The sequence below is a fragment of the Chloracidobacterium sp. genome (genome assembly GCA_025057975.1).
Lineage (GTDB): Bacteria > Acidobacteriota > Blastocatellia > Chloracidobacteriales > Chloracidobacteriaceae > Chloracidobacterium.
Genome location: JANWUV010000010.1, coordinates 35,853 through 60,140 on the forward strand (window position 1 = coordinate 35,853; position 24,288 = coordinate 60,140).

Annotated in this window: 20 protein-coding genes; 14 read left to right on the plus strand and 6 right to left on the minus strand. The window is 59.4% G+C overall.

Going from position 1 to position 24,288, the window contains the following annotated elements:
* Positions 1-13: 13 nt before the first annotated feature.
* The 7 genes from NZ585_10045 (at position 14) to NZ585_10075 (ending at position 5,856) form a co-directional block, all read left to right on the plus strand.
* On the plus strand, positions 14-742 hold the full coding sequence (locus tag NZ585_10045) for an NAD-dependent protein deacylase (GenBank protein MCS7080376.1): 729 nt from the start codon (positions 14-16) through the stop codon (positions 740-742).
* A 287-nt stretch (positions 743-1,029) separates the two neighbouring features.
* Positions 1,030-1,527, plus strand: a complete 498-nt coding sequence (locus NZ585_10050; GenBank protein ID MCS7080377.1) for a roadblock/LC7 domain-containing protein — start codon at positions 1,030-1,032, stop codon at positions 1,525-1,527.
* 82 nt (positions 1,528-1,609) lie between these two features.
* Positions 1,610-2,200: a GTPase domain-containing protein gene (locus tag NZ585_10055; protein MCS7080378.1), complete on the plus strand. Its 591-nt coding sequence runs from the start codon at positions 1,610-1,612 to the stop codon at positions 2,198-2,200.
* 138 nt (positions 2,201-2,338) lie between these two features.
* On the plus strand, positions 2,339-3,124 hold the full coding sequence (locus NZ585_10060) for an enoyl-ACP reductase (GenBank protein MCS7080379.1): 786 nt from the start codon (positions 2,339-2,341) through the stop codon (positions 3,122-3,124).
* The gene (locus NZ585_10065; protein MCS7080380.1) at positions 3,125-3,763 is read left to right on the plus strand and encodes a hypothetical protein; all 639 of its coding nucleotides are present in this window, start codon (positions 3,125-3,127) and stop codon (positions 3,761-3,763) included.
* Positions 3,764-3,912: 149 nt separating this feature from the next.
* A complete protein-coding gene (gene ybeY, locus NZ585_10070; GenBank protein MCS7080381.1) occupies positions 3,913-4,503 on the plus strand; it encodes an rRNA maturation RNase YbeY in 591 nt (196 codons plus the stop codon).
* A 69-nt stretch (positions 4,504-4,572) separates the two neighbouring features.
* Positions 4,573-5,856 carry a hemolysin family protein gene (locus tag NZ585_10075; GenBank protein MCS7080382.1) on the plus strand — a complete coding sequence of 428 codons (1,284 nt, stop codon included), beginning with the start codon at positions 4,573-4,575 and terminating at the stop codon, positions 5,854-5,856.
* Here the strand turns inward: NZ585_10075 and rsmD are convergent.
* Both rsmD and NZ585_10085 read right to left on the minus strand, forming a co-directional pair.
* Positions 5,833-6,447 (minus strand): 16S rRNA (guanine(966)-N(2))-methyltransferase RsmD, encoded by a 615-nt coding sequence (gene rsmD / locus NZ585_10080; GenBank protein ID MCS7080383.1) that lies wholly within the window; start codon positions 6,445-6,447, stop codon positions 5,833-5,835. The genes NZ585_10075 and rsmD overlap by 24 nt on opposite strands.
* 70 nt (positions 6,448-6,517) lie before the next feature.
* The gene (locus tag NZ585_10085; GenBank protein ID MCS7080384.1) at positions 6,518-7,531 is read right to left on the minus strand and encodes a hypothetical protein; all 1,014 of its coding nucleotides are present in this window, start codon (positions 7,529-7,531) and stop codon (positions 6,518-6,520) included.
* 112 nt (positions 7,532-7,643) lie between these two features.
* On the opposite strand from NZ585_10085, the gene NZ585_10090 reads away from it, so the two are divergent.
* The 3 genes from NZ585_10090 to alr all read left to right on the plus strand — a co-directional run bounded on the left by NZ585_10090 (position 7,644) and on the right by alr (position 10,942).
* Positions 7,644-8,627, plus strand: a complete 984-nt coding sequence (locus NZ585_10090) for an alcohol dehydrogenase catalytic domain-containing protein (protein ID MCS7080385.1) — start codon at positions 7,644-7,646, stop codon at positions 8,625-8,627.
* Between the two features lie 196 nt (positions 8,628-8,823).
* Positions 8,824-9,774, plus strand: a complete 951-nt coding sequence (locus NZ585_10095) for a hypothetical protein (protein MCS7080386.1) — start codon at positions 8,824-8,826, stop codon at positions 9,772-9,774.
* Positions 9,758-10,942 (plus strand): alanine racemase, encoded by a 1,185-nt coding sequence (gene alr / locus NZ585_10100; protein MCS7080387.1) that lies wholly within the window; start codon positions 9,758-9,760, stop codon positions 10,940-10,942. Before NZ585_10095 ends, alr begins: the two co-directional genes overlap by 17 nt.
* 39 nt (positions 10,943-10,981) lie before the next feature.
* On the opposite strand, the gene NZ585_10105 is transcribed toward alr, so the two are convergent.
* Complete coding sequence (locus NZ585_10105) at positions 10,982-11,641, minus strand: hypothetical protein (protein MCS7080388.1); 660 nt, start codon at positions 11,639-11,641, stop codon at positions 10,982-10,984.
* Positions 11,635-14,379 carry a ComEC/Rec2 family competence protein gene (locus NZ585_10110; protein MCS7080389.1) on the minus strand — a complete coding sequence of 915 codons (2,745 nt, stop codon included), beginning with the start codon at positions 14,377-14,379 and terminating at the stop codon, positions 11,635-11,637. The genes NZ585_10105 and NZ585_10110 overlap by 7 nt, the downstream gene beginning before the upstream one ends.
* Before the next feature lie 116 nt (positions 14,380-14,495).
* Here NZ585_10110 and pilB point away from each other — a divergent pair, with 116 nt between their 5' ends.
* From pilB to NZ585_10125, 3 genes are all read left to right on the plus strand, one after another.
* Complete coding sequence (gene pilB, locus NZ585_10115) at positions 14,496-16,343, plus strand: type IV-A pilus assembly ATPase PilB (GenBank protein MCS7080390.1); 1,848 nt, start codon at positions 14,496-14,498, stop codon at positions 16,341-16,343.
* A gap of 116 nt (positions 16,344-16,459) precedes the next feature.
* A complete protein-coding gene (locus NZ585_10120; protein MCS7080391.1) occupies positions 16,460-17,635 on the plus strand; it encodes a type IV pilus twitching motility protein PilT in 1,176 nt (391 codons plus the stop codon).
* 290 nt (positions 17,636-17,925) lie between these two features.
* Entirely contained in the window at positions 17,926-19,152 is a 1,227-nt protein-coding gene (locus NZ585_10125; protein MCS7080392.1) for a type II secretion system F family protein, read from the plus strand.
* A gap of 98 nt (positions 19,153-19,250) precedes the next feature.
* Here the strand turns inward: NZ585_10125 and NZ585_10130 are convergent, their stop codons facing one another.
* Positions 19,251-20,129 (minus strand): hypothetical protein, encoded by an 879-nt coding sequence (locus tag NZ585_10130; protein ID MCS7080393.1) that lies wholly within the window; start codon positions 20,127-20,129, stop codon positions 19,251-19,253.
* 115 nt (positions 20,130-20,244) lie between these two features.
* Between NZ585_10130 and NZ585_10135 the strand changes: the two genes are divergently transcribed.
* A complete protein-coding gene (locus NZ585_10135; protein ID MCS7080394.1) occupies positions 20,245-20,898 on the plus strand; it encodes a zinc ribbon domain-containing protein in 654 nt (217 codons plus the stop codon).
* Here NZ585_10135 and NZ585_10140 read toward each other — a convergent pair.
* Positions 20,846-24,277 carry an ATP-binding protein gene (locus tag NZ585_10140; protein ID MCS7080395.1) on the minus strand — a complete coding sequence of 1,144 codons (3,432 nt, stop codon included), beginning with the start codon at positions 24,275-24,277 and terminating at the stop codon, positions 20,846-20,848. The two genes, NZ585_10135 and NZ585_10140, sit on opposite strands and share 53 nt — an antisense overlap.
* Positions 24,278-24,288 lie beyond the last annotated feature (11 nt).

Sequence of the window (24,288 nt, forward strand, 5' to 3'; positions counted from 1 at the left end):
TTGGGTGGTAGTGATGACTGAAGAGCAACAGCGGCAGGCGCGGCGCTACTTAGCGCAGGCGAAACGAGTAGTCGTGTTTACCGGCGCAGGGATTTCCGCCGAATCGGGCGTGCCGACCTTTCGCGGGAACAATGCCACGTGGAAAGGGATGCCAGCGGCGGTAGCGTCCTCCATCGGCCTGTTGGAGCAAGACCTCACAACGGCGTGGGAATGGTTTGATTATCGGCGGACATTGCTGAAGTCCGTTATGCCTAATGCGGCGCACATTGCCGTTGCACAGGCGGAGACGCGCTTTGCGGAGTTCCTTGTGGTGACACAGAACGTGGACGGACTGCACCAGAAAGCCGGCAGTACGCGCGTTATTGAGCTGCACGGCAACATCTGGCGCGGACGCGGGCTGCGAACGGGCAAACGGTATGAACTGCCTGAAGCGCCGTTGCCAGCGCTGCCGCCATACGGTGACGACGACGAACCCATCCGCCCGGATGTTGTCCTATTTGGCGAGATGCTGCCAGCTGGCGCGTTTGAAGCAGCGGAAGCGGCGGCGGCGCGCTGCGACGTGTGTCTGGTCATCGGTACGTCGGGCGTTGTTTATCCGGCGGCGCTGATTCCATTGGCAGCCCGTGACGCCGGCGCGGCCGTCATTGAAGTCAATCCCGAAGCGACTGACCTGACGCCGCACATGACGCTCTCGCTGCGGGGCAAAGCCGGTGACATTGTACCACTGTTGTTAGCGGCGTAAGACGCAACGCTTGGAGCCGATAAATGCCCTTGAAAGCCTTTTTTCGCCTATGCTATGAAGCCGCTTGCTTCAGATCAGCTTCTCCGACGCGATTTGCACGCGCGGCGCGTCGGGGAATGGGTCGGGCTTGGCGACGCCAGCTCAGGTTCTTTGGAGCAACCGACGTGTGGGTGACTGAGGCAAAAGCATCGGCCACAGCTTGGGGCGGGAACGATAGCTGCTCGCGGGATTTGGGTATAGCCAAACGGGGCAGTGTGCGCTACCTTTCTCGGTGAGGACGGTAAGGCATGTCGAACACCGCGCTGGTGCTCTACAACGAGGAGTACCAGCGAATCAAGAACATCATCGCCCGCTTGTGTGAAGACGCCAATGCCCGCATGGTCTTCCTGATCGATAAAAACGGTCAGAAGATCGCCGATTATGGGGACGTTGGCGCAATTGACACGACAAGCCTGGCGTCCTTGACGGCGGGCAATGTCGCCGCCACGGATGCGTTAGCGCGCCTAGTCGGTGAAAAGGAGTTCCCGGTTCTTTCCCACGAAGGCGAGCGTGATAACATTCACATCTCCATTGTCGCTCAGCGTGTCATTCTAGTTGTGATCTTTGACGAGCGATCAAGCTTGGGTTTGGTTCGCTTGCGGGTGAAGCGCGCCGCGACGGATATGGCGGAAGTTCTTGAAGCCATCGCGCGCAAAGTCGAAGAAGAGAAAGCGCGCGGCGTGAATGTTGAATCTCCCTTTGCTGAAATCACCGAAGACGATATTGACAACTTGTTCGCCGATTGAGAAGGTGTAACTGAAGCAACGCCCACACCAGGCGCTTTGGTACAGGTTCTGTTCCTTCCAGTAGTCCGAGGAGTAGCCGGCCTTGACGTTCATCAACTACGCTGCCCGTGAAATCAACTGCAAGCTCGTTTATTACGGCCCTGGTCTTGGCGGGAAAACGACGAACCTGCAGTACATTTATGACACCACGTCGCCGCAGGCGAAGGGCAAGTTGATCAGCCTTGCGACGGAGACTGACCGTACGCTGTTTTTTGACTTCTTACCACTAGAGCTTGGTACCGTACGCGGTTTCAAGACTCGTTTCCACCTTTACACGGTACCAGGGCAGGTTTTCTATGACGCCAGCCGTAAGCTGATCCTCAAAGGGGTGGACGGCGTGGTGTTTGTCGCCGACTCTCAGGAAGAGCGTATGGACGCCAACATCGAGTCACTCTGGAACCTTGAACAAAATCTCAAGGCGCACGGCTATGACTTGATGAAGATTCCCTACGTTCTCCAGCTTAACAAACGCGATCTGCCAAGCGCCCTGCCGGTTGAAGAACTAAAGAGGGAGTTGATGCGGAAAGGGGAGCCGGTCTTTGAGGCGGTCGCCTACAAAGGGACTGGCGTGTTTGACACCCTCAAAGCGGTCGCTAAGCAGGTGCTGGTGGAACTCAAGAAAGGTGGGGGGTAGTTCTTGCCTAGCCTAGCGTGAGCTTTTGGCGATCTGCGAGGAAAGCTTCGGCGGCCGACCGAAGCTTTTTTCATTGAAGGTAAGCTGGCCTTCAGTGCGGCGGCCTGTTGTCCACGGAAGAAGGAGGCTCGTAACGGTATGTTGGCTGGGAAGAAAGGCGTGATTCTCGGCGTCGCCAACAAACGCAGCATTGCTTGGGGAATTGCTCAGGCGGCGGCCCGGGCGGGCGCGACGCTGGCTTTGAACTATCAAAATGAACGCCTCGAAGCCAACGTCCGGGAACTAGCCGCCACACTCGACAACCCGCTTGTTGCGCCCTGCGACGTAACCAGCGACGCTGATATTGCGGCTTTTTTTGAGCAGGTTCAGGCGCGGTTCGGTACGCTCGACTTCCTTGTGCACGCCATTGCGTATGCGCCGCGCGAAGATTTAGAAGGTCAGTTTGTGGACACATCGCGGGAGGGGTTTCGCATCGCGCATGACGTCAGCGCCTACTCACTGACGGCGACGGCACGGGCCGCGCTTCCGATGATGAAAGATCACGGCGGCAGTATCGTGACGCTGACCTACTTGGGGAGCGAGCGGGCGGTCGTCGGATACAACGTCATGGGTGTCGCTAAGGCGGCGCTGGAGGCAAGCGTCCGGTATTTAGCGGCCGAGCTGGGTCCATACGGCATCCGCGTCAACGCCATCTCGGCCGGTCCAATTAATACGCTTGCCGCACGCGGCATTCAGGGCTTCACCAAAATGCTCAAGCATCACGCCGCCACAGCGCCGCTCCGCCGGCCGACGGAAGTGGCGGAGGTCGCCGACACCGCGCTGTTTCTCATCTCGCACATGGGACGCGGTGTGACCGGCGAAGTCATTCACGTGGACGGCGGTTACCACTGCATCGGTCTTGTTCCCAGAGACGAACCCGCGTAGATGGCGCTTCGGCGGTTGAGCGTGTGGCTGGCGAAAATGCGCACGCCGATTGATGAAAGCGAGCTTCCGGCGTGGGACGACCTGCTTCCGTCCGTCCGTGTGGCCTTTGTCAACGCCGGCGTGATGCCGACGGATTTTGCTTGGTTCGGGCGGCGACGTGGTGACTTACTCAACTTTTACCAAGCGTTACAGCGTAAACAGTTGTGGCGGCACGTGACGTTCAAGCAGCCCAACCTTGAGGTCGGCTTCAACGGCCTGCGGTTCTATCCACGCTACGGAACAGACGCCCTCCTAAGCGATTTGCGTGCCGACGCGACGTTCACCGACCTGCGCCGAACCTGCCGCGGCCGTTTCAACAGCCGTTTGCATCCTGAGCGCTATAACTTCTCAGAAAACGACACGGCGACGGCGGCATTGCACTTCAACTTTGACGACGAGACCGCCGTAGATGTGCATTTTGACTACTTCAACGCTTATGCGCCCGGTGGATGGCCATTGCTTGCCCATGCCTTCTGGGAATATCCCCTCAAGTTCTTTGTGGAATATTCTAACGCAGAAGACATCCGGCGCTGCCTACGCGCACGCGACGGCTGCGACCCGTGGCGGGCAACGCGAGGTTTCAATCTACGGGAGGCGTGATTATCGGCGGCGTACCAAAAGCCTTTTCGTCCGCCTTGTTGCACGGGGAATGTTCTGGGAGCGGCGCCGTAAGCAGTGTCCCACGTGAACGTGTCATATGGTTGGGCGCGACGACTTGACCCTGCACTCCAAAGAGCGGGCTAACAAGTTTGTTGTCTCGAGAAGCGCACTGGTGGACCGAGTGGGGCAAACGTCCGGCTGACCAGTTCATCCGCCGCGCAGCCACCATGATTTACGTCATCAACCGCCAGCGTCATGAACGCATCAACCGCGCCGCTGTTGCGCAACTGGCGCAGGCGACGTTGGAGGCGGTGTTGCCTCCACGGCTTGCCGCCGCCATGGACGCCAACGTGGTTTTCGTCGGCGATGAGCCAATGCGTCGGCTCAATCGGACATACCGGAACAGCGACGCTCCAACCGACGTGTTGTCCTTTGTCCACTTGGCGCTCCCGTCGCCTTATGACTACACCCCGGCTCAGCGTGAAGCATGGTTTTTCAGCCGACCAACAACAGCCCTAGCGGGTGAACGGCCGCTCCTAGGTGAAGTGGTCATTGCCGCACCGACTGCACGGCGCTATGCTGAACGCCATGCCTTGACATTCGCACAGGAAATCCAAAGACTCGTCATCCACGGCATCATCCACTTGTGTGGTTACGACCATGAAACGGACGCGGGGCAGATGGCGCGCCTTGAACGTCGGCTGCAGCGCCAACTGTTGGCGTCGCCGCTGGCGTGGTAGTTGCTTGGCAAGAGGTTGGTTGAGCTTGTCGGATTCTTGGGTCGCTGTTCGAGCAATGCGCGTTGGTCTATGGAATATGCGCTAGCCCTCGCGCTCGTGACCGCCAGTGGGGTGTTCTTTCTGGCTCTGGTTGAAAGCGCCCACGGCTCGATTTCCGAAGTTACGCTGCGGTCGCTGGCCGCCGAGATGCCAGATAAAGCCCCGCAGCGCGTCTTCTTGCGTCATTTGCTTAGCCATCGGTTGGAATTCTGGCTAAGCCTATCGTTGGGGCTGCAAACTGGCACGCTTGTGATTACAGCCGTCGCCGTTTGGCTGGCGCAGCGTTTTTCATCGCCGCTGGCGATGCCGCTGGCGCTTGGCGCGGCGTTGTTTCTGGTGGTTCCGGCGCGACAAATCTTGCCGCGCATTCTTGTCCAAAACCAACCGGAAGCCTATCTGCTACGTTTGCTGCCTTGGTTTCGGCTGTATTTCAACGCCGTTCAACCGATTGTACGTCCAATGCGCCGTTTCATCAGCCGCTTCCGTGTCGAGCCGGAACGCAGTCTGATCCCTGATTCACTCCCGCCAACCGAAGGCGAAAGCATTCAGGCGCTTATTGACGTCGGTGAAGAAGCCGGCATCATCGAAGAAGAGGAAGGGGAACTCATTCAGTCGGTCATCGAGTTTAGTGACACCGCCGTGCGCGAGATCATGACGCCGCGCCCTGACATTGTCTCCGTACGGGCGTCGGCCACCGTCCGGGAAGCCAGTGAAACCATGACGCGCGAACGGCACTCCCGGCTGCCGGTCTTTGAGCAAGACTCTGACGATATTGTAGGCATTGTGTTTATCCGCGACGTCTTGGACTGCTTGCTCAACGGCCGTGAACACACGCCCGTCCGTGAGATTGTTCGACCGGCGTACTTTGTTCCCGAAAACAAGGGTATCGCTGATTTACTAGAGGACATGCGCAAGTCGGCGATGCAAATTGCGCTGGTCATTGATGAGTACGGCGATGTGGCGGGTCTGGTCACCGTCGAGGACATTCTGGAGGAAATCGTCGGCGAAATTGAAGACGAGGATCAATCGGGAGAGGATGAAGACGTCTTGCCGGAAACCGATGGTGCCTGGCTGGTGCGCGGCAGTACTGAGATTCGTAAGGTCGAGTTAGTCACTGAACAGGAACTATCCGGCGATGACTTCCAAACCGTCAATGGCTTTATCGTTTCTGAACTCGAACGTGTGCCGGCGACGGGCGAACACTTTGTCGTCCGTGGGCTAGAGGTCGAAGTGCTGGAGAGCGACGGACGGGCCATCCGCCGCGTCCGCCTGCGCAAGGCTGCGCCAAGTTCACAGACGGCTGAAAAAACTTAGCGTCGATTCGCCTTGCCGAACCGCTCGAAAGCGGCGTAAATGACCAACCACTTCCGCGATTGGATACTTGACGTGGTGCTCAACAATGAGCTGGCCGTCGTCTTTCAGCACAGGCTGAGTCCCCAGCAATTCAAGCAGCGGCGTATAGATTGGCGAAGCGTACGGCGGGTCGCAAAAGATCAGATCAAAGCGGCGTCCGGTCTGGATAAACTGTTTGACGGCGCTAACGGCGTCCCGCTGGACGAGTTCGGCTTCATCGCCGATGCCGCACCGCGCCAGGTTCTCAACCAACGCCGTTAGCGCTCGGCGTGAGTGTTCGACAAAGGTCGCCCGCGCCGCTCCCCGGCTGAGCGCTTCAATACCGACCGCACCGGAGCCGGCGCATAGGTCTAGAAAGTCCGCGCCGTCAATAAACGGAGCTAAGATGTTGAACAACGTTTCACGCAGCCGGTCAGAGGTTGGCCGGACACGCAGGCCTAGGTTGATCCGCAACCGCTTGCCTTTGTGAATACCGGCGATCACGCGCATGGGATGAAAAGCGATTTGCGACCTTACTCGGACAAACCAACTGTTGGCAACCCCATAACTCACGGCGTCGTCCCGCCGCTGGCTGGGGTGCTTCGGGGACTGGCGGCCGGCTCAAGCCCTGGGTAGGCCCGCTTCAGTGTGGCTGACCATTCCTATACTTGGCGGTCATCGTCGCTACTACGTCGTCGCTACGCGCCTGCCCGCGAAACGGCGGTTTCTCCCAGCTCGCCAACACACCGTTCCAAGGTGGGATAACCAACGAGACCCGCCCTTCGCAGATGGACTTGCAACCAAGGCGAATGACCGGATGCGTTGTCCCATCGTACGGATAGCCGATCTTCGCCAGCCGTGTAACTTCAAAAGGCGTAATCGCGTTGAGGTTTTCAGCCCCGCCTAAAATCCCAATCCAGCACGTACCGCACGCGCCAGTCTGGCACTCAACTGGAATCGGCCCGCTCACGCAACGCGAGTCTTTTTCCCTGAACGACGCCGCGTTCGGCATCTGCGCCGCCGCCATCGTCAACGTTTGACCGCGAATGGCCTTGAAGGTCGCCGCCGGGTCGTTTTCATCAAAACAAATCGTGTAGGTCTGGTTGATGTCACTCCGCAGCAGCATGTCCCACACGGAGCGTGGCTCAGAACGGCGACGCTCGGCGACCACCGCCCCCGGCTCCTGCGGTGGGACGGTGATTGGCGGCGGCGGCGTTCGAAAGGCTTCTACCCCAACCTGCTGAAGCGTGGCGTAGGCAACAGCCGTAATGCCCAGCGCTAACGTTGGGTCCACACCAGTACGCCGCGCCGCCTGACGGACGTGACTTTCAAGCGATGTGCGCGGCGGCGTTTTAAGGTCAGTCAGCACCGCTTTCTGCACCCTAGGCCAGAAGCGATGCCCATAAAAAAACCGATGCGACGTGTGAACGTGTTCGCTCAGCCGATAGCGCCCCTTGAGCAGGCAATCTCTCCGCGCGCGCGCTTCATCCTCCACCAACATTCGGAACAATTTGACCGGGTAAAAAGCAAACCACACGCGCAGTGCATTCCGGTCAACTTCGTGAACGTCGGGCAGTAAGTTGGCGACAATCTCGGCCCAAGCCTGATCATCATGACGGCGTAAAAACTCAACGAACTGATGCGCAGCGTCCGACATTAGCTTACGGTTGCCCCCACAAACTAAGGTGCGCTGTTGAAAGCGTATTCCGCGCGAAATCGTGTATCTTAGCCAGACCGTTGGAATGGTGTCCACTCACGGAGGTGATGGCGTGCAGGCGCTGCGGTTGGTCAGCAATCAACTCCAGATTGTTGACATTCCACGTCCGGCCGCTAAGGGGGAGGCGCTGGTTCGCGTTGAGTATGCCGGCATTTGCGCCACCGACGCCGCCATTGTTCGGGAAGGTTACGCTAGCTTTTCCGGGACGCTTGGCCATGAATTTGTTGGCGTCGTCGAGGCGTCGCCCGATCCAAGTTGGATCGGGCGGCGGGTCGTCGCCGACATCAACGTAGGATGCGGCCGCTGTCCCGACTGCACCGCCGGCGACGCGCGCCACTGTGCGCAGCGTACCGTCCTTGGCATTCGTGGGCGCGACGGCGCTTTCGCCGAGTATGTGGCGCTTCCACTGGCTAACCTGTACGCCGTGCCCAACACCGTTTCTCCACTTGAAGCCGTTTTCGCCGAGCCCCTGGCCGCCGCCTGTCGCATTCTGGAGCAGGTGACGGTACCGCCGGCGGCGACCATCGGTGTCCTCGGCGACGGGAAACTTGGTCAACTGATCGCGCAGGTTTTCCATGCGCACCGGCTGTCGGTGACGCTCGTCGGTCGTCATCCCCGTAAGTTGCAGACAGCCGCGCGGCTTGGCCTACCTGTATGCTCCGCCAACGACCTCAACGCCGCCGCCCGCGTGTTCGACATCGTCGTTGAAGCGACTGGCCGGCCAGCGGGGTTTGCTGACGCGCTGCGGTTGGTGCGCCCGCGTGGAACAGTCGTTCTAAAGTCCACCTTCCACAGGGACTGCCCACTCCATCCCGCGTCAGTGGTCATCCCAGAAGTGACGATTGTCGGCTCACGGTGCGGTGATATGACCAAGGCGCTCGCGCTCTTGGCGGCGAAGGCCGTTCAACCAACGACTCTGATCGAAGCCGTTTACAACCTAGCCGACGGTCTTGAAGCGTTTCGACACGCGATGACGCCGGGCGCTTTGAAGGTATTGTTGCGGCCGGCGGAAGCGCCGGCCACAAACCTTGCCTAAACCGGACGAACACTGTACGCGCCGTCCGACTCAGCGGTGAAAGGACAAAGCCGGCGGTTGACGCGCCGGGCTGGTTTCTGGTAACTCGTACGTACGTTGCACATTATAAAGCGTTTTCCAGGTCGAGTTCCCTCGGTTCGCTTCGCCGCTGGCGATACGGCCGCAGCCGGGCCGAGATTTCCAAAAAGGTGACAACATGCTGCCTACTGCCCTTCGACCGGTTTTGGTTCGTTCGGTAACGGGATTGACACTCACTGCCGCCGTCACCGTCAGCGGGTTCGTCCGTGCGCAAAATCCGGCGGAAGCTCTTGTACCGCGTTCGGTGATTTCGGAAGCCATGCGCGTCTGTGCCGGCTACATCGGGCCGGCGGCGCCCGAAGACCTCCAGATTGTCGGCAGTGACAAGGAAGCCTACGTTCGCGAGTTTTCACAGGGCGATTTGGTTTACATCAACCGTGGCCGCGACGCCAACCTGCAAACCGGCGCGGAGTATCAGATTGTCCGCAACATCGGTCCCGTGCGTGATTTAGCTGACCGGGGGCGAGTGTTGGGAACGCTGGTGAAAGAACTCGGTGTGTTGCGCATTACAGAAGTGCGCGATACCTCCGCCACTGGGGAAATCACGCTGATTTGTACCGGGACGGTCAACTTAGGCGATGTGTTAGTGCCTTACGAGCGGCGTCCGATTCCAACGGTTCGTCCCTACCGCCCGCTTTCTATCGTCGGGGCGCCCACTGGGCGGGCGACGGGACAAATTTTAGCTTCCCAGATGTCTCGCGAGCAGCTTGTGCGCAATGACATCGTGTACATCAACGTCGGGGCTGACAACGGCATCAAGGTGGGCGATTACATGACTGTGTATCGCCCGCTCGCCACGGATACCATCTCACGCTTCCGCGACGACAGGGTTGGACAGCGACGCAGCAATGGCTTTCCCAGCGACCGCTTCCGAACACGCGACAACGCCTCCATTACCTCTTCCCAGAAAAGCTATCCCCAAGTGGCCGAACGAACGCCCCGAAACGAACTGCCGCGCACGCTGGTTGGGGAAATCGTCATCATTCGCACGGAGGCCAATACGGCGGTCGGGGTGCTGACCCGTACGACCCGCGAAGCCGTCATTGGGGATCGTGTCGAGTTGCAGTGACGCGCCACACGGCGACGACGGTGGGCGGTTGATTCCAGAGTCAGCCGCCCGTCTTTCCGTTTGGGCCGACATCAATCTTCTCCATCTCAAGCACAACTACGAGTGGTTGCGGCGGCAGGCCGGCGTCCCCGTCATGGCGATGGTCAAAGCCAACGCCTATGGACATGGCCTCGTGCCGGTGGCGACCTACCTGCAAAACGCCGTCGGGGCGGATTGGTTCGGCGTGGCGACGCCTGAAGAAGGGGCGGCGCTGCGTCGCGCCGGGATTACACGTCCAATCTTGGTGCTGGGCGGTTTTTGGTTCGGGCAAGAACACGATGTTGTTCACTATGATTTGGCGACGACGCTGCCCGATCCAAGTTACGTCCCGGCTCTGGAACGTGCAGCGGCTTCCCGCGGCCGTGTCGCCGCCGTCCATCTCGAAGTGGACACTGGGATTGGTCGGCTGGGACTGGTGCCGGATCAGCTTGACGCTGTTCTGAAGGCGCTCAGAAGCTGCCGCCACATCCGACTGGAAGGGCTGATGACGCACTTTGCCGCCGCCGACGCGCCAGAGTATGCCGACTTCACCCGCGAGCAGATTAAACGCCATCAGGCAGCGTTAGAGTTGGTGCGGGCCTCTGGCTGGACGCCCCGCTACGTCCATTTCGCCAACAGCGCCGGACTCCATGCCTTTCTACCGGCGGCGGCCGGGAACATGGTTCGGATTGGTGGGCTGCTGTATGGCATCGCTGGTGACGCGCTTTCACCGGCGTTTCCACCGCCGCCGACTCGTCCGGTGCTGTCGCTGCATGCACGGATTCTGGGCCTAAAAACCGTCCCGGCTGGGACGCCGCTGGGCTACGGCTGCACTTTTGTTACGCGCCGTCCGACCCGCGTCGCCACCGTCCCACTTGGTTACGGTGACGGCCTGCACCGAACGCAGTCCAACCGGGGCTGCGCGCTGGTTCACGGGCGGAAAGCGCCTATTGTGGGGCGGGTCAGCATGGATGTCACAATGCTGGATGTCACCGACATACCGGAAGCGACGCTAGGTGATGTGGCGACATTCATCGGCGCACAGGGAGAAGCCGTCATTTCAGCGGAAGAATACGCCGCCGTGATGGACACGATCGCGTTGGAAGCCACCACGTCTCTGACGGCGCGGGTGACGCGACGCTACCTTTGAGTCTTTTTCGGACTGTGCGCCCGACCTTCCACCGTGAGGCTATTCGGCGCTGAACGACTTCGCCGCTTGACCTGAAGGCGCAGGCGGCGGTGGTTTGAGCAATGTAAACGACTCGAAAAAACGCTGAACGTCATCCCGGTCAAGCTCGATGGGAAAGGTCGTCACAACGACTAACTGGTAGAGGCGTGGCGACGCAAAGATGAAGTCCACGCGCCCAAAAACGGCCTTGTCGCCGCGCGTCCCGCCGAAGAAGACAGCGCGGGCTGGACAGCCCTGTACGATATAGCGATCCTCCTGCTCAATCACCCCCTTGTAGGGACGTAGTAGCGCGTCCCGTGCAGCATCCATTACTTGGTCGGGTGTGGTATTGCCCAACTCGGGGCGCATAAACGTTCGTACCGCCACCTGACATACGGTTTCATTCGCCGATGCGCTTGTGAAAACCAGCACTGCCCCGTTGGAGCTATCCTGACGCTTGGGCTGCTCAAACCCGCGTGGCAAACGGACGCGGAAACCGCCCTCTTCGGAAACCAACTCAAAGCCGGTACGGGGCCTGTCGTCCGGGCGCTCCCGCTGGCGGCCGCTCTGCGCCGGAGTCAGCGCCGCCATCGGCCAAGCCGGCCATCCTATCCACACCAGCAGGCTAAACACGGTGGCGGTCTGCGCCAACCACCAACGCGGATGCGAGTTGTTCACCATGATGCCCTCTGCGACGCATAGCCGTAGACACGCAGCGTCTCACCGTCGGTTTCAAACGTTACCGCCCCATCCCGTCCGGTATGCCACTGCCCGGCGCGCGGGAGCAGGTCAGCGTAACGATTCACAATGTCAGGATGAGGATGTCCAAAGGGCGACTGGCGCGGCGCACTGAAGACGACATGAGCGGCCTGAGTCGCCTTGACAAATTCGGCGGAACTGGAACTTCGGCTGCCGTGGTGCGGCGCTTTGACGACATCACACGCCAACGGCGCGCTGGCTGCAATCAGCGCCTGCTCGCTTTTGCCCTCGATGTCGCCTGTCAGTAAGAACGACCGCCGCCCATAGTCAATGCGTACCACCACCGAGTCGTCGTTTGTACCGGTCGGCGCAGTGTCGGCGGGAGGCCACAGAAATGTCAGTTTGACATTGCCGACATGCGTTTGTAGTCCAGCATGCACGAATCGACGCGGGACGCCATAACGGCCAAGCGCCTGCACTAATCGCTGAAAGACGGCATCGTCGGCGCACGCTGGGCCGTGCCAGACCTGCCCAATCGGGATGTTGCCCGCCAGCGTCGTGAAGCCGCCGACGTGGTCGGCGTCGGGATGAGTGGCGACGACGGCATTGAGCCGGTCAATCCCGCGCGCCCATAAGCACCGTGCGATGACGCGCTCGCCGATGTCGCCAATGTCTTCACGAAAATCATCCGGCGCGGAACGAATGTCGGCAGGTCGTCCGCCGGCGTCCACGAGCAGCGTTTCACCGGTCGGACATTCCACCAGGATGCAGTCGCCCTGCCCAACATCAAGGAAGGTGACACGCAACCGGTCGTCCGAGGGCGTACGCCAAGCGCGCGGTGGGGCGACAACCAACCAGCCGAAGAGGCTACACAACATGAAGCCCAGCGCCGGCGTCGCGTATCGCAGCGGCCGGGGCGTCGGCGGGTCAAGCGGACGCCATGCGTGGAGCGCTGTGCCCAACAACCAGCAACCAACCGCAAAACCGCCATAGACGACAAGACCCCAGCCTTCCCAGTGGGCAATGCGCCAGTTCCCACACCAACCGCCCAGATCGGCCACCGCCGCCAGCCCCCAAACGCCACTCGTAGTCAACCACTTGAACAACACAGCCGCCGGCGGCAATAGCCCCAGCACGAGGAAATACCCCAGCGTACTCAGCAGCACGCCCGTCATCACCAGTTCAGCGACCAGCGTCGTCACGCCACCGCCCGGCGTTAGACGGTTGAAATAGGCGATGTTAAGCGGCGACAGGACAACCTGAACGCAGACGCCGGCCAACAGTGCGCCGAACGTCCATCGCAGCAAGGTTTGGAGGTTCCAGTCTCCGTAACCGATCCGTTCAAGCCGCCCGGCCCATGGAGACTTGTCCAAACGATACCTGACTGGCTCGCGGCGCATTTGCTGACGAAACCGCCTCTCACGCCAGAACAGCGTCTCGGCGAAACGCCGTACAAACAGCGGCGCGGCCGGCGGGTAGGGCGTGGCACGGGTGGGTCGCCACGCGCCGATAGCCCGCAGACGTGCGTAGAGCGGGGCGGCGACGCCCACCAACGCAAGCGCCGCTCCGAATGTCAACTGAAAACTTGGCGCAAACAGGTTCGATGGCTGTGCGATGAGTAAGACACAAGCGCACGCCCCAAGCACATTCAACCAGTGCGATTCACGGTAAAACAGGCGCGTCGCCTGCCAGACAGAGACGGCGATGGCGGCGCGCCAAACCGGTGGCTCTAATCCCACGAGTAGCGCGTAGCTCCAGACGGCTGTTAGGACGACAGTGGCTGTCGTCCAGCGGTTGTGCGTCGCCAACGTCAGCAGCCAAGCTGCGCCGCCAGCTAACAGCGCAAAATGTGAACCGGAAATCACCAGCAAGTGAAATGTTCCACTGCGCCGGAACTGCTCAGCCCACGTCGCATCCAAAAAGCGGTCGCTGCCAAAAACGACGCCGGCCAGCAGGCCGCTTGTCCGAGCGTCAAAGTCCCGTTGTAGATAGTGGATTGCCCACAAACGAAGCTTCCGCAGCCATCTCCACAGGGTAAGCGACGAAGCCGCCTGCACTCGCGCCACCGCAATCACGTATCCCTGCGCGTCATAGCCGCGCCAATCAAGATACGCGCCAACGTCATAGTCGCCGGGGTTGGCGTAACGCCCCTGACGGCTCAGCGTCGCCGTCACCGTGAGCAGATCGCCGGGCGTCAACGCCAACCGTTCCCATTCAAGGACATGCTCAGGCTGCGTCAGCGGTAGGAACAGACGAACACGTCCCCGGACAGGTTGCGCCAGTGCCGATGCCGGTAGGGCCAGCGTCACTACGTCAAGGTCGAGGGTAATACGCCCAACTGCTGGTTCCGGCCAGTCGGTGAGCCAGCCGGTCAAACGCAGCGGCGTCTCCGGTTCGATGCCACGCAGTCGAACCCGAATCCGGTCGTCCGCCGCCCCTGCTTGCCGCTCAATGGACGCCGCCCATGCGCCGCCTACCACCAAGCAGGCCGCCGCCAAGCGTAAGCCGGTCATCGGCTGAAAGGTGGTTCGGCGTCGTTGAACGGCCCAGAGCGTCCACAGTCCGGCAAACCCTAGCCCCCATAGGAGAGGCGGCGTAGACGACAGGAGGCGTTCCACCGCAATACCTGCCGCCAGCCAAAGTGACGCCAAAAAGAGCGGCAGACGGATGAGTTGGTTAGGCTTCCGTGGGAAGTCGTTGCTTGACACAGTTGCAATCATTCCCTTAGTTTCCAACCAAAGCGATCCAAAAAGTCATCCCGTACGGCTTACGCAACGGTTCCGGCACTTGTCATCAGCCTTGGTCAGATCGGCCGTTCATCGCAGGGTACTCGCACATGTCAGCAAAGCTTGGTGAGATCCTTCTCAAGGAAGGGTTGATTACGCCTCAGCAGTTGAAGGATGCGCTCGACTATCAGCGGGCAAATGGCGGTCGGCTCGGCTCGATCCTTGTCACCCTTGGCATGGTGCAGGACGAGGTCATTACCTCTGTGCTGAGCCGCCAGTATGGGGTGCCCGCCGTCAATCTTGACCTCTTCGATGTAGACCCAAATGCCGTGCGGCTGCTGCCGGAGGAGACGGCTCGCAAGTACATGGTCCTGCCGCTGGCGCGCAACGGCTCAACCCTAACGCTCGCGATGGTGGACCCGGCGAATGTCTTCGCCGTGGACGACATCAAGTTCATGACGGGCCTGAATATTGAACAGGTCGTCGTTTCAGAGGTGTCGCTGGAGCGCGCGCTGGCGCGTTACTACGCGCCGGAGAAGGGCCTCGTACTGGCTGAAAAAATGAACGAATTTTCAGCCGGACTCAATGATCAGTTCAACTTGGGCAATTTCAGCAACCTCGCTGCTGCGCCGGCCGCTGCGCCGATTAATCTGGAAGAGGCGATGAGCGAAATCAGTGAGGCGCTGGGCGAAGGGGACCTCGAAGTCACGGAAGTGCCGACTGAAGAGGTGCTTGACCTCAGCGCTCCGTCCGCTGATGAAGCCCCGGTTGTCAAACTGGTCAACATGATTCTGGTGAGCTCGCTGGAGTATGGGGCGAGCGACATTCATATCGAGCCTTATGAGAAGGAATTTCGCGTTCGCTTCCGTGTGGACGGCCTGCTGCGGGAAGTCATGCGTCCGCCCCTAAAAATGCGGGCTGGGCTAACTTCGCGCATCAAAATCATGGCCAAGCTGGACATCGCTGAAACCCGTCTGCCTCAAGACGGTCGCATCAAAATCAAACTCAAACGCGAAACTGGCGTCCGCGATCTTGACTTTCGTGTTTCAACCTTGCCGACCCTCTGGGGTGAAAAAATCGTGCTTCGGCTGCTCGATAAAGAGAAGCTGATGCTCGATATGACGAAGCTGGGGTTTGAACCGGAAAGTTTGGAGAAGTTCAAACGCCAGATTGCTAAGCCTTACGGCATGGTGTTGGTGACAGGACCGACAGGATCAGGCAAGACCAACACGCTGTACTCGGCGTTGGCCAGCCTCAACACGCCGGACACCAACATTATGACGGCCGAAGACCCAGTGGAGTTCAATCTGACCGGTATCAACCAAGTGCAGATGAAGGAACAAATTGGGCTGAACTTCGCCGCCGCCCTTCGTTCCTTCCTGCGGCAAGACCCAAATATTATTCTGGTCGGGGAAATCCGCGATTTCGAGACGGCGGAAATTGCGGTCAAGGCGTCGCTGACGGGTCACCTCGTCCTTTCAACGCTCCATACCAACGATGCGCCTTCTACTATCAGCCGCCTGATGAACATGGGTATTGAGCCGTTTCTGGTCGCCACCTCGGTTAACCTCATTCAGGCGCAACGACTCGTCCGACGTATTTGTACGGAGTGCAAAGCGCCCGCCAGAATTCAGCCGCCTGCCCAAACCCTCATCGAGCTTGGCTTTACCCCAGAAGAGGCGTCCAAGGTCGTCATCTATGAGGGAACAGGAAAGACCAAAGACGGCCGCGAGTGTCCGAATTGTAAAGGCTCTGGTTACAAGGGGCGCGTTGGCCTCTACGAAGTGATGGAAATGAATGATGAGCTGCGTGAGCTGATTCTGATTGGCGCGTCGGCGCTAGAGTTGCGCAAGAAGGCGATTGAGCACGGGATGATTACGCTACGGCGGAGCGGACTGCGGAAAATTATGGATGGTATTACGACAATTGAAGAGGTTGTGCGTGAAACCGTCCTCTAGCGCCGTTCCCATCAGGATGCAGTTTAGCAATGGTCAAAGCGTGCTGTCTTTACTTGCGCACCCACTCTGAGGGACTTCAATGACGACGGCTCAGGCCGCGCAAGGAGGTACTTGTTATGTCCTCAAACCTTGTACTGAGCGACCTGCTTCGGAAAATGATCGAGCTGGGCGGCTCAGACTTGCATATCACGACAAATTCCCCACCGCAGGTGCGGGTGCACGGCCGTCTTCAGCCGCTGGATTACCCAGAGCTAACGCCGGCGGATACGAAGCAACTAGCGTATTCGGTCCTGACGGACGCGCAGAAGCACCGCTTTGAGGAAACGCTCGAACTGGACTTCTCCTTTGGCATTAAGGGGATGTCGCGCTTCCGAGCCAACCTCTTCAATCAGCGCGGCGCGGTCGGCGCCGTCTTTCGGGCGATTCCCTACGAGATTCGTACGTTCGAGGAGTTGGGCTTGCCGCCGGTTGTCAAAAAACTGTGCGAGAAACCGCGCGGCCTGATTCTGGTGACCGGGCCGACCGGTTCTGGTAAGTCCACGACGCTCGCGGCGATGATCAACAAGATCAATGAAGACCGTCACGAGCACATCATCACGATCGAGGACCCGATTGAGTTTCTACACCCGCATAAGAACTGCATCGTCAACCAGCGCGAAGTTCACGCCGACACCCACAGCTTCGCCAATGCGCTACGCGCTGCTTTGCGCCAAGACCCAGACGTGGTGCTTATTGGCGAAATGCGCGACCTTGAAACCGTTGAGACTGCCCTGCGCATCGCCGAAACTGGTCACCTGACCTTTGCAACGTTGCACACCAACTCCGCCTACTCGACCATTAACCGGATCATTGACATCTTCCCGGCGCACCAGCAGGCACAGATTCGGACGCAATTGAGCCTTGTTTTAGAGGGTGTGCTGTGTCAGGCGCTACTACCAAAAGCCAACGGGCAGGGAAGATGTATGGCGCTTGAAATCCTTGTGCCGAACTCAGCGATTCGAAACCTCATCCGCGAGGACAAAATCCATCAGATTTACGGGATGATGCAAACTGGGCAAGACAAGTTCGGGATGCAAACCTTCAACCAATCGCTGCTAGGGCTGTATCTCAGTCGCCAGATCACGTTGGAAGTGGCGATGGCGCGGTCGCACAACCCCGATGAGCTTCAGGACTTGATTAATCGCGCCACGAGCGGCGTTGGCGGACCCGGAGGCCCTGTGCCCCCGGCTGGTCGTCCGATGCCGCCAGGTGCGCCCATGCGTCCCGGTACGCCGCCGCCGATTCGGCGTTAGTCGGGCGAAAATTGTTGGACGAACTGTGCAAAGTCACGGAGTTTTACCTCCGTGACTTGCGCATTCTGTGACGATTGGCCAAGAATACCCGCAAACTTTACGTCAAGGGAAAAAAGCACCGGTAGACCATGGCGCGGTCGCTCAAGTGTTGAACCCAACCGCCGTGGCGCGCCATGCCATCCGCCGGTATGCGCACCAGAGGAAGCGTTGGTGGAGTCGCCTGTACCAAGACGGCCCCGCCGACGCCACTGAAGGTCGCGAAGGCATCTGGGCAAGGAGAGGACTCGGTTATGCCGACGTACGTTGTCGTAGGACGCAACCAGCGCACTAACCAGCCGGTGCGCCAACAGCGCGACGCCGCCAATCGGGAAGAACTTGAAGCAATGCTCCGCCGTGAACAGATCACGGTCGTCAGCGTTCAGGAAAAGGGACGCGACATCGCGCTCCCGAAGCTTGTGGGCGGCAGCGTCAGCGCCAAGGAGTTGGCGGTCTTCACCCGCCAGTTCTCGGTGATGATTGACGCCGGTTTGCCGCTGGTGCAGTGCCTTGAAATCCTGGCGTCTCAGCAGGAGAAGAACAAGTACTTCAAACAGGTGCTGACGCAGGTGCGCACCGATGTCGAAAGCGGCTCAACTCTCTCGGATGCCATGGCCAAGCATCCCAAGGTGTTCGACAATCTGTACACGAACATGGTGGCGGCGGGTGAAACCGGCGGTATCCTTGACACCATTTTGCAGCGTCTGGCGACCTTCATTGAAAAAATCGTCAAGCTCCGCTCCGATGTGATTTCGGCGCTGATTTATCCGTCGGCAGTGATTGTGCTGGCGGTGGTTGTCATCGCCGTCATCATGGTGGTGGTCATCCCGGCGTTCCGAACCATCTTTGAAGGCTTGCTCGGGCCGGGTGAACGCCTCCCGCTCCCGACGGAAATTGTGATTGCCATCAGCAGCTTCATGGCCAGCTACTGGTGGCTCATTTTGATTATTCTCGGCCTCATCGCTTGGACGATTCGCTCCTACTACAAAACACCCGGCGGACGATATCAGATTGACCGCCTCCTGCTGAAGATTCCCGTGATCGGGGACATCCTGCTCAAAATCGCCGTTGCGCGTTTCTCAAGAACGCTGGCGACGTTGCTGTCGAGCGGCGTCCCGATTCTTGAGTCGCTTGACATTACGGCGCGCACCGCCGGCAACGTCATCGTCGCCAACGCCATCAACCGCGTCCGCGACTCGATTGAACAGGGGCAAACGATTGTCGAGCCGCTCAAAGCCAGCGGCGTTTTCCCCTCGATGGTTTGCCAGATGATCGGCGTCGGCGAGCAGACCGGTGCGCTTGACGCCATGCTGACCAAGATCGCTGACTTCTATGAACTCGAAGTGGATGCGGCGATCGCCAACCTGCTGACGTTGATTGAGCCGATCATGATTGCTTTTCTGGGCGTGACCATCGGGAGCATCGTCATTGCAATGTATCTACCGCTCTTTACACTCGTCGGGAAGCTCGCCGGCCGCTAGAAGCCGCCGCCGCGCCGTCTCCTGTAAGCTTGTTCCGCCCTGTGGCAAACCCTTCCATAGGCAAAACAATGACTTGCCACAGGGCCGCCTTTAGGGCCTTAGTCACGCAAAGTCCGTCCGCTTGTCGCCCAAGGCGGCAGATTGAGCACGGGACGGTAGTTGCCTTCCTCAAAGCTGAACTTGAAGTAGCCGTCAAACCGTGAAACGTCGGAGATACCTTCACCACGAGCCAGCGTTGGCATCCGAAAGCGGTCGTTGAACTGTGAATAGTCTACCGTCGCCGAAATGGAGCGGATGTTCTTGAGGTTCTTGTCCAGCACCTCCAAGTTGTACATCCTGTCTATTGTCAGCGTCAGCATTTCGCCCTGCTCGTTTAGATAAATCACGCCGGACGCCAACGGAACGGCGCGCGACCGGGTGCGCGGTCGAAACCGAAAGGCCAACTCACCCTCGCGGGGCGAGGTCGTCGGTTCGAACTCGTAGTACACAACGCGCTCCGGCGTCAGTGGAAAGAAAATCAAATCAAAAAAACCCTGCGCCGAAAGGATGGTTAATGCCTTCGGATCAACTCGGCTCTTGGGGCGGCCGTTGTCGTCGGTGTCACTGACAATCCGTGTCAGCACTGGATACTGGCCAGTTTCATCCGGGCGCGTCGCCGGTTCAACAATGACTTCTGTTTCACGGTTCTGGCGGCGGCGTCCCGGTGGATCGCCGTTGCGACGCGGTTTCTCATAACGCTCAACCACTAGCCGCTGCCGGTAGGCGCAGCGGTCGCGCACAACGGCGGACTGAAACTGGTTGCAAACGGCTCGGCAAACCACCGGCGGGATGCCGCTACAGTCATAACTTGGGCTACCTGGGCACTCCGGGCTAGGCGGCTGCCCCAACCTACCGAAACCGGTCATCGGCAGACCACCAAGACCAACCAGAATGACGGCCGCGGCCAGGACCAACCGAAACCTAACTTCGTATCTCATGACGCTTTCTTTCACCTCAACAACATTGCGTCACTCAGGCGACGCTTGACAAGCAAGTCCGGCGGTGGCGCATAAACTATGCCGAATGTATGCCACATCCAAGTCTGGAGTCGTCATGCAGGATCGCACCTACCGTCTCCCATGCGGATTTCATCTTGCCACTTTGGCCAACGACATTCGCCATTTTTTCCTGATGCGCGACCACCGCGTCCAAGTTGTGCCGGTGGGCGAAACAATCATCATCCAAGCGGTGCGCGATTCAACCCTGACGACGCTGCTTGGCCAGTCCTCGGCCCTGACAGTGCGACTGCAACCAATAGGGGACCGTCTGCTAGTTGAGGTTGGGACAAGCAAGTGGTTGGAAAAAGCCGCGCTGGGTGTTGTCGGCTATGTTTTGTTAGGGCCGCTTGTCGTCCTCCCAATTGTTGGCGCGTTCAATCAACTCAAACTGGTCGAGGATCTGTGGGCGCATTTGGACGCCTACTTTGCTCAACAAGTCACTGACCGGTGGCAGCCGCCAGCGGCACCGCCGGAACCGTCTTACCGCAGTCCTACGCCGCCGCCACGTCAGAGTGACGAGCAACTTTGCATTGCCTGCCGCGCCCCAATGCCGCCCACCGCCGTCTTCTGTTCCCGCTGTGGGGCGCGAGCTTCTGTCGTGCCGTACCCTGCCGGGGTCGCAAGTACGCTGCCGACTTGCCCCCAGTGCGGCCTCGTCAATCAGGTGGGGGCTCGTTTTTGTTCGGGGTGTGGCTACAGATTCCCGTAGGCGTCCGGCGCGCAACTTGCCCTGTCATCGCTGATAATGCAAACGCGCCGCTGGTCTCCGCGACGGGTATTATCACGGTAAAGGTGCTTCCGACGCCGACCTGACTGCGTACAGAAACCGTACCGCCATGGGCGGCCATAATGCGCCGCACAATGGACAAGCCTAAGCCGACACCCAGCGAGCGCTGTTGTGTGTTCGACTGTCGATAGGGATCAAAAATGTATGGCAGTTCTTCGGCAGGAATCCCTGGCCCGGTGTCGGTGATGGAAACCTGGATGTAGCGTTTGCCGACCTCAACGCCGACGCCTTCAAACACTGCGGCTTCAACCGTGACCATGCCCTGCGCTGGCGTGAACTTAATCGCATTAGAGAGCAAGTTCATAAAAACACGCTCTAATTTCTTGCCGTCGGCGCGGATGAGCGGGAGGTTGGATGGTATGGCGGGTTGCACTTCGATGTTTTTCTCCCGCGCCATAATTTGCGCGGCGGCGATGCACTGATGAAGCAGAGTGGTCACGTCAAGCTCATGAGGCGAAAGTTGAATGTCCTGCGCTTCGGCGCGAAAGACCTCCAGCAGTTCGGTGATGAGCGCCGTCATGTTGGCGACATTGGTTTTGGCGGCTTGGATCAGTTCAAGCGCATCGGCGTCGCCTTCATTTTGCATTTCAAGAAACTCCAGTGTGGCCAATACGACCGCCAGCGGCGATTTGAGGTCATGCACCAGCATGGCAGTAAAACCCTGCTTGATGCGATCCAGTTCCTGCAGGCGCTCGTTCGCCTCACGCAGTTGGGCGTTGGCGGCTTCAATCGTTTGCTTGGACGCTTCCAGTTGCGCGTTTGCCAGCGCTAGGGCTTCATTCTTGCTCCTGAGCAGCGCCTCCGACTCAGCGCGCTGCCGGTTTTCACGTGCGAGCAGGGTTGCCCTGAGTTCGGCTTCACGCAGAGCAGCCGCTAGGCCTAGGCGGTGTGCCTGAAAGCGGAACGCTAGTATCAGCGCAACCCCGCCGGCGCAAGTGTATAGGATGGACGCCCACCACGTCCGCCACCACGGGGCTTGCACCCGGATCAGCACACTTACCCCAGTTTCATTCCATACGCCGTCCGGATTGGCGGCTTTGACTCGAAAGACATACTCGCCGGGCGGCAAGTTCGTGTAGGTCGCTTGCAGCGCGCCCGCTGCCAGCCGCCAGTCCCGGTCAAAGCCGATCAGCCGATAGGCGTAGCGGTTCTCCTCCGGCGCGCTGAAATCCAACGCGACAAACTTCAGCGTCAGAGCGCGATCGTCAGGCTGCAGGGTCAGTCCCTGCGGCGTAATCGGTAAAGCACGGTCTAGGGTGCGCGCTTCGGTGATCGCCACCGGCGGTCCGTCCGAGCTGCGTTTGATGTCACGTGGAAAGAACCAGTTGAGGCCGTTTGGTCCACCAAAGAGCAGCGCTCCAGAGGATAGCTTGAGTACGGCGGCGCGGTTGAATTCCAGTCCCTGCAAGCCGCTCCCCAACCCGAATATCTCAATGTGTTTCGTCACAGGGTTGTAGCAAACCAGCCCCCGGTCGGTTGAGATCCAGAGTCGGCTGTCGTCATCGGGCAGCACCCCATAAGCGTTGTCGTGCGGCAGTCCGTTAGCCGTCGTTAGGTGCTCCACAAAAGCGTCAGTTTGCGCGTCGTAGCGGTGTACACCGAGTCCCTTGGTGGACACCCATAGGTTGCCGGACTGATCCTCGTTGACATGCACAACATAGAAGCCATCGGCCCGCCGTCCGCCCAGTTCCCGGTGCGTATACACCCGGACCTCCTGCGTGACCGGATCTAGCCGTGAAACGGCGTTTTCATAACCAACCCAAATCCGTCCAGCGCGGTCTTCATACAGGCACTGAATGCCATCCGACACATCGGGCGGCATTTGAATAGCCGCCGGTTGGAATACTTGGAGTGTTCTTCGGTCGTCCGCTAGGCAGTAGAGTCCATCTGATCCGAAGCCAAACCACAAGTTGCGGCGGCGATCCTCAAAGATGGCGTGAACGCTGGCGCGGGGCATATTCGGTACGGGGACAAACCGCCGCCATCGTGCATCAAGGCGATACACGCCGGTTTTGGTTCCAAGCCACACTTCGCCTCGATGATCCACACAGACGGCCCAAACCCATCCTACGGCGGGCAGCGCGCTGGTGTTGTCGGCGCGCGGCTCATACCGCACAACACGCCCGGTTTTCAGATCAACTTGGTTGACGCCGTCGTACTGGGTGGCGACCCACACCGTTCCGTCCGGCGCTTCCGCCAAACCACGAATAAAGTTGCCGCTGAGTGAGTTCGGCTCAAATGGATCATGATGTAGCCAGTGAAACCGCTGGGTGGAGGGAGCGTAGAGGCTGATCCCATAGCCGCCGTCGCCGACCCACAGTGCGCCGGTTCGATCCACCAATAGCGACCGGACATCGTTGCCGCCTAGACTGGTTGCGTAGCGTGGATCCGATTGAATTTTCACAACCTCTCCGGTTTGCCGATGGTACCGCAGCAATCCGTCGCCCGTTCCTAACCAGAGCCATTGCTTGTCAAGGCTGGCTCGAATGACGTTGATATGCGCCCCAGCCAGCGCCCTTCGTCCAGGAATGTCCTCCAGTAAGCGCTCAGTGGCGGTGTCCACGACATACAGCCCTTGCCAGCCGCCGACGTAGAGCATGTCATCCACCAAACACAGACTGCGAACGCCTTGCTCCTGTACATTATTGGGGAAAGTGTGCCGCAAAACAGGGAGCATAGAGGGCGGCGATAGCCGCCATAAGCCCGCCATCCCGCCAAACCACAACCGTCCCCGTGTATCTTGGGCGATGGCGGTGACGCGCGGATACCGCGTTTCGCTTCCCAAGGTGTACGGTAAAATCCGTCTGCGGTCTGGCGTGAGCCGCCCAATGCCCGCCCATGAGCCAATCCAGAGCACGCCTTCGTTGTCTTCCAAGATGGCCTCGATGCGCGGATAGCGCCCTTGGTGGTCAACCGGCAGCCCTTCAGTGATGAAGGAGAAAGTTTCCGTCCAGCGGTCGAAACGGGCGAGACCGCGTGCATTCGTCCCCACCCACAATACGCCGTCGCGCGACTCGTACAAGCTGCATACCGTAAAGGTTGGGGTTCGCCCATCCTCCTGGATGCGAAAGATTTTGAACTCAACGCCGTCATAGCGGTTCAGCCCGTCTTCGGTAGCAATCCAGATGAACCCCTGCCGATCTTGAAGCAAAGCAAGAACACCATTGTTTGACAGACCGTGAGCTTGGTTGAGCCGTCGAAAGGCTGGTTCTGGATGCGCGGCGGCCTGGCGCCACTCACCCAAAATGGACAGGATGAGGAAAACCACCCCGGCAAGCCACGCTGTCCAACGCCCTTTCATCAGGCTCACCC